We start from the raw sequence: 5509 nt of genomic DNA, 5'->3' as shown, positions 1-5509 counted from the left end.
GCTTCACCCCTAACCCTCCCCCTGCAAGGGGGAGGGAACTTTACGGAGCAATTAGATCGGCAGTCAATTGACTTACCCTTAGACCAATTCTGAAGCCTACATCCACCTAAACATTCACTTCTGGAGAACCCATGATCCCAGGCGAAATGCAGATCGAACCCGGCGAGATCGAACTCAACGCCGGTCGCGCAACGGCGACCGTCACCGTCGCCAACAGCGGCGACCGCCCCATCCAAGTCGGCTCGCACTTTCACTTCTTCGAGGTCAATCCCGCCCTGCAGTTCGAGCGGCAAACCGCCTATGGCATGCGCTTGAACATCGCCGCCGGTACCGCGGTTCGCTTCGAGCCCGGGCAGCAGCGCACGGTGGAACTGGTGGCGCTGGCGGGGGACCGCAAGGTGTATGGCTTCAATGCCAAAGTCATGGGCGCATTGTAAGGAGTGCATCCATGGAATTGCCATTGCTGCTCGCGTTTCTCGGTACGAATTTTCTGCTGAACATCACGCCCGGCCCCGCCGTCCTGCAGGTCGTGGGGCATTCGCTCGGCAGCCCGCATGGCGCGCATCACCATGGGCGCCGCGGCGCGGCGCGCACTGGGAATCACCAGCGGCCTGTCACTGATCGGCGCCGCGTCGCTTGTCGCCCGTACCTCACTGCATAACAAATAAGGGAATCGCCATGGCAAAAATTTCGCGTCAAGCCTATGCCGAAATGTTCGGCCCCACCGTCGGTGACCGCGTACGACTCGCGGATACGGAACTCTTCATCGAAGTGGAAAAGGACTTCACCACCTACGGCGAGGAAGTCAAGTTCGGCGGGGGCAAGGTGATCCGCGACGGCATGGGCCAGTCGCAGCGCAATCACAAGGACGTGATGGATACGGTCATCACCAACGCCCTGATCGTCGACCACTGGGGCATCGTGAAGGCCGATATCGGCCTGAAGAACGGCAGGATCGCCGCCATCGGCAAGGCCGGCAATCCGGATATCCAGCCCGACGTGACAATGGCGATTGGCGGCGCGACGGAAATCATCGCCGGCGAAGGCATGATCGTCACTGCCGGCGGCATCGATTCCCACATTCACTTCATCTGCCCGCAGCAGATCGAGGAGGCGCTGATGAGCGGCGTCACCACCATGCTGGGCGGCGGCACCGGCCCGGCGGTTGGCACTGCGGCGACGACGTGCACGCCCGGACCATGGCATATTCATTCAATGCTGTCGGCTGCGGATGCCTTCCCGATGAATCTCGGCTTTCTCGGCAAGGGCAACGTCAGCCTGCCGGAACCACTGGAAGAACAGGTGCGCGCCGGCGTCATCGGCCTGAAGCTCCACGAGGATTGGGGGACGACCCCCGCCGCCATCGACAATTGCCTGTCGGTTGCCGACCGGATGGATATCCAGGTAGCGATCCATACCGACACTCTCAACGAAGGCGGCTTTCTCGAACACACCCTTGCCGCGTTCAAGGACCGCACAATACATACCTTCCATACCGAAGGTGCAGGTGGCGGCCACGCACCGGACATCATTGCCGCGATCGAGCATGGCAACGTCCTGCCGTCGTCGACCAATCCGACCCGCCCCTACACCGTCAATACGCTGGACGAGCATCTCGACATGCTGATGGTCTGCCATCATCTCGACCCGGCCATCGCGGAAGACATTGCGTTCGCCGAATCGCGCATCCGCCGTGAGACGATCGCCGCCGAAGATATCCTGCATGACATCGGCGCGATCAGCATGATGTCATCCGATTCCCAGGCGATGGGCCGGGTCGGCGAAGTCGTCATGCGCACCTGGCAGACGGCGCACAAGATGAAGGTGCAGCGTGGTGCGCTCGCTGAAGACACCAGCCGCAACGACAATTTCAGGGTGAAGCGCTACATCGCCAAGTACACGATCAATCCGGCGATCACGCACGGCATCTCGCACGTGGTCGGTTCGCTGGAAGTCGGCAAGATTGCCGATATCGTGCTGTGGAAGCCGGCCTTCTTCGGCGTCAAGCCGTCGATGATCCTGAAGAGCGGCATGATCGCCGCTGCGCAAATGGGAGATCCGAACGCCTCCATCCCGACGCCGCAGCCCGTCCACTACCGGATGATGTTCGGCGCCTACGGCGGCGGCCTGAAAACCTCGTTCACCTTCGTCTCGCAGGCCGCCTATGACGACGGCATCGGCGATGCGCTGAAGCTCAATAAGACGCTGATTCCGATCAAGAATGTCCGGACGCTGCGCAAGAACGACATGATCCACAACGGCCTGACGCCGAAGATGGAGGTGAATCCCGAAACCTACGAGGTCCGTGCCAACGGCGAATTGCTGGTGTGCGAGCCGGCGAAGGTATTGCCGATGGCGCAGCGATATTTCCTGTTCTGATTTGCACATACTCACATGCTGACACTCAATACCAAAATTGCTTCCGCCGAGAAAATCGACGGCGAACTCGTCCTGCCGTTCGACCTGCGTGAAAAAAGCCGGCTGCGCGCCCGACTGGCGTCCGACGAGGAAGTCGCCGTATTCACCGTGCGCGGCACCGTGCTGCGCGACGGCGACCTGCTCAGGGGCGACGATGGCCGGGTAGTGAAAATCGTTGCCGCGAAAGAAGCGACCTATCGGGTCGAGTGCGCGACGGCACGCGACCTCCTGCGCTGCGCCTTCCACCTCGGCAACCGCCATACCCAGGCGCAGGTCGGCGGCGATGCCGACACCGGCTTCCTGCGCATCCGCAAGGACGGCGTGCTAAAGGAAATGCTGGAAGGCCTCGGGGCGCGGGTCACCGAGGAACAGGCGCCGTTCGAACCGGAGTCGGGCGCGTACGGCGGCGGCCATCATCATCACGACCATCATCCGCTGGCGCCAATTCCGCTGCGCCAGAAGATCCATCGCCCATCCGACAAATAACATGCACGCCGCCGCCCTGCTCCACCTGCTGCAGCTTGCCAGCCCTTCCCTGCCGATCGGCGCCTACAGCTATTCGCAAGGCCTGGAGGCGGCTCTGGAACGCGGCATGGTGCATGACGAGGCGTCCGCCCGGCGCTGGATCGTCGATACACTGCACCAGGTGGTGGCCCGCTTCGAGGCGCCCATTCTGTGGCGGCTGCTGCAGGCCTTCGCCGCGCGCGACGCCGCCGCTGTCGATGCCTGGACGGAACGCTTCATCGCCGCGCGCGACACAGCCGAGTTTCGCGCGGAAACCATCCAGATGGGTTACTCGCTGGGCAAGCTGGCGGCGGAACTGGTGCCGGGACATGACGCCCTGCCCCTGCTGCTTCGGCAGGCGGAAGTACCCTTGCCTACGGCGCTCGCCTGCCTCGCCGTGGCGCTGGATGTGCCGCACGAGGCTTCGCTGCTCGGCATGCTGTTTTCCTGGGCGGAAAACCAGGTTCTGGTGTGCGTGAAATCGGTGCCGCTCGGGCAGGTATCGGGCCAAAGGCTGCTGCTGTCGCTGCGGCCGGAACTCGAAACGGCGGCTGTGCGTGCACAGCAACTGTCGGACGATGAACTCTGCAACTGGTCTCCCGGCCTGTCGCTTTTATCGATGCAGCACGAAGTGCAATACAGTCGCCTGTACCGCTCCTGACTGATCGGCCGGCCAATGCCTATCGCGGAATACGTTTGAATCAACCTATTACTTTTCCATACACAAGAACATGACAACTCCTTCCAATCCCCTGCGCGTCGGTATCGGCGGACCGGTCGGCTCCGGCAAGACCGCATTGTGCGAAATGCTGTGCAAGGCGATGCGCGACCATTACGACATGGCCGTCATCACCAACGACATCTATACCAAGGAAGACATGGAGATCCTGCTGCGCGCCGACGCCTTGCCGGCGGAGCGGTTGATGGGTGTGGAAACCGGTGGTTGCCCGCATACCGCGATCCGCGAGGATGCATCGATCAACCTGGAAGCGATCTCCCGCATGAGCGCCGATTTCCCCGACCTCGACCTGATCCTCGTGGAATCCGGCGGCGACAACCTGGCGGCGACCTTCAGTCCGGAATTGTCCGACCTGACCATCTATGTCATCGACGTGGCGGGCGGCGAAAAGATTCCGCGAAAGGGCGGCCCGGGCATCACCCGCTCCGACCTGCTGATCATCAACAAGACCGATCTTGCACCATATGTCAGCGCCAACCTCGATGTGATGGCGCAGGATGCGAAACGCATGCGCGGCGACCGGCCGTTCATCTTTACCAATCTGCGCAGCGGCGACGGCGTGCAGCAGGTGGTCGACTTCATCCGCAAGCAGGGCCTGATGGAATGAGGCCGACGGGTAAGGCGCGTTACTGAACGTGCATCTGGTATTCGGCACGCAAGGCGTCGAGTGCCGCCAGCATTTCCCTGAAGGCGTCGTCGACTTGCGCCGGGTCGCCCTTGACGCCGAGTTCGATATGCCGGCGCGTCGTCGCATCGCCGACGCTCGGCAGGCTGAATACCTTCACCGATGGAAACGCCGACTCCAGCCGCTCCATCATCGGCGTCAGAGTCGATTCCGCCTGCTCGAAGACCAGCACCGATTTTTCCGCCCAGGCGTTCTTGCCGAACAGGTGCGCGTAATGCGTGTCGAGCACCCATTCGATCATCGGCCATGCCATCACCGGAAACCCCGGAACGAAATAATGCGCACCGCCGTTGTTGTTCCTGACCGAGAAGCCGGGAATCTTGTTGTAGGGATTCGGGATGATTTCCGCACCTTGCGGGAACTCGCCCATCTTCAACCGATGGCGATTTTCCGGGACATCATATTCAGGCTGTTTGCCCGCCTCGCGCGCCACATCCGCGATGCGTTCCTCGATCTTCAGCTTTGCTTCGGGATGCAGAACCAGCGGCACGCCCAACGCCGCCGCCGCGCATTGCCGTGTATGGTCGTCGGGCGTGGCGCCGATACCGCCACACGAGAACACGATGTCATCGCTGGCCAGGCTGCGTTGCAGCGTCGCCGTGATACGTGCGCGATCGTCGCCGACATATTCGGCCCAGGACAATTGCAGGCCGCGCGCAGCAAGGAATTCGACGACCTTGGGGAAATGCTTGTCGGCGCGTTTTCCCGAAAGAATTTCGTCGCCGATGATGATCAGTCCGATAGCCATATGTTCGATCCGCCCGCTGGATGAGGAATCGGCAATTATGCCCGAGGCGCCGGATACCGGTTGGGCGGCCTCAGTTGATATCCTTCAGCGCACCCGGCAACGGCACCGCCGCCCCAGCCTGCCGATACTCCGCGAGCGCGTCCAGGCAGTAGTGCGTAAACCAGAGGCCGGTAAAGACGAAGACCAGCACATAGAGCCAGATCGCGCCGCCGGCAAGCAACGGAAAGAAAATTACCGACAGCGCGCCGCCGAGCCAAAGCAAGGTCGGCGCGGCACCCATCGCCCCGGTGAGCGCGCCGATCAGCAGCAGCGGCCACCGGTGGCGGCGCATGATATGCCGGTATTCTTCCCGGGTCGCGTGTTCCGCCAGGGCATCGTAGGCCATCACTTTATAGGTCAGCCATCCCCACAGGGC

8 protein-coding genes are annotated in these 5509 nt (G+C 62.1%); 6 read left to right on the top strand and 2 right to left on the bottom strand.

Translation table 11 applies throughout. The features are described 5' to 3' along the window. Nucleotides 1–131: 131 nt before the first annotated feature. The 6 genes from V7080_RS23490 (at nucleotide 132) to ureG (ending at nucleotide 4268) form a co-directional block, all read left to right on the top strand. Nucleotides 132–437, top strand: coding sequence for an urease subunit beta (locus tag V7080_RS23490; protein ID WP_334190802.1), 306 nt, complete (start codon nucleotides 132–134; stop codon nucleotides 435–437). An 11-nt stretch (nucleotides 438–448) separates the two neighbouring features. Beyond that, on the top strand, nucleotides 449–661 hold the full coding sequence (locus V7080_RS23485; protein ID WP_334190801.1) for a hypothetical protein: 213 nt from the start codon (nucleotides 449–451) through the stop codon (nucleotides 659–661). 17 nt (nucleotides 662–678) lie between these two features. Further along, nucleotides 679–2379, top strand: coding sequence for an urease subunit alpha (gene ureC / locus V7080_RS23480; RefSeq protein ID WP_334190800.1), 1701 nt, complete (start codon nucleotides 679–681; stop codon nucleotides 2377–2379). A gap of 15 nt (nucleotides 2380–2394) precedes the next feature. Continuing rightward, entirely contained in the window at nucleotides 2395–2904 is a 510-nt protein-coding gene (gene ureE, locus V7080_RS23475; protein ID WP_334190799.1) for an urease accessory protein UreE, read from the top strand. A gap of 1 nt (nucleotide 2905) precedes the next feature. Beyond that, complete coding sequence (locus tag V7080_RS23470) at nucleotides 2906–3583, top strand: urease accessory protein UreF (protein ID WP_334190798.1); 678 nt, start codon at nucleotides 2906–2908, stop codon at nucleotides 3581–3583. A 70-nt stretch (nucleotides 3584–3653) separates the two neighbouring features. Then, the gene (gene ureG / locus V7080_RS23465; RefSeq protein WP_334190797.1) at nucleotides 3654–4268 is read left to right on the top strand and encodes an urease accessory protein UreG; all 615 of its coding nucleotides are present in this window, start codon (nucleotides 3654–3656) and stop codon (nucleotides 4266–4268) included. 19 nt (nucleotides 4269–4287) lie between these two features. Here the strand turns inward: ureG and V7080_RS23460 are convergent, their stop codons facing one another. Both V7080_RS23460 and V7080_RS23455 read right to left on the bottom strand, forming a co-directional pair. After that, nucleotides 4288–5094 (bottom strand): competence/damage-inducible protein A, encoded by an 807-nt coding sequence (locus tag V7080_RS23460; RefSeq protein WP_334190796.1) that lies wholly within the window; start codon nucleotides 5092–5094, stop codon nucleotides 4288–4290. 70 nt (nucleotides 5095–5164) lie between these two features. Continuing rightward, the coding region (locus tag V7080_RS23455; protein ID WP_334190795.1) for an EI24 domain-containing protein at nucleotides 5165–5509 on the bottom strand (345 nt) is incomplete at its 5' end.

Origin of the sequence: Noviherbaspirillum sp. (assembly GCF_036846085.1) — a bacterium.
GTDB lineage: Bacteria > Pseudomonadota > Gammaproteobacteria > Burkholderiales > Burkholderiaceae_D > Noviherbaspirillum.
Note: the sequence above shows the minus strand (reverse complement) of the source record. Positions and strands in the feature narration are given on the sequence as shown.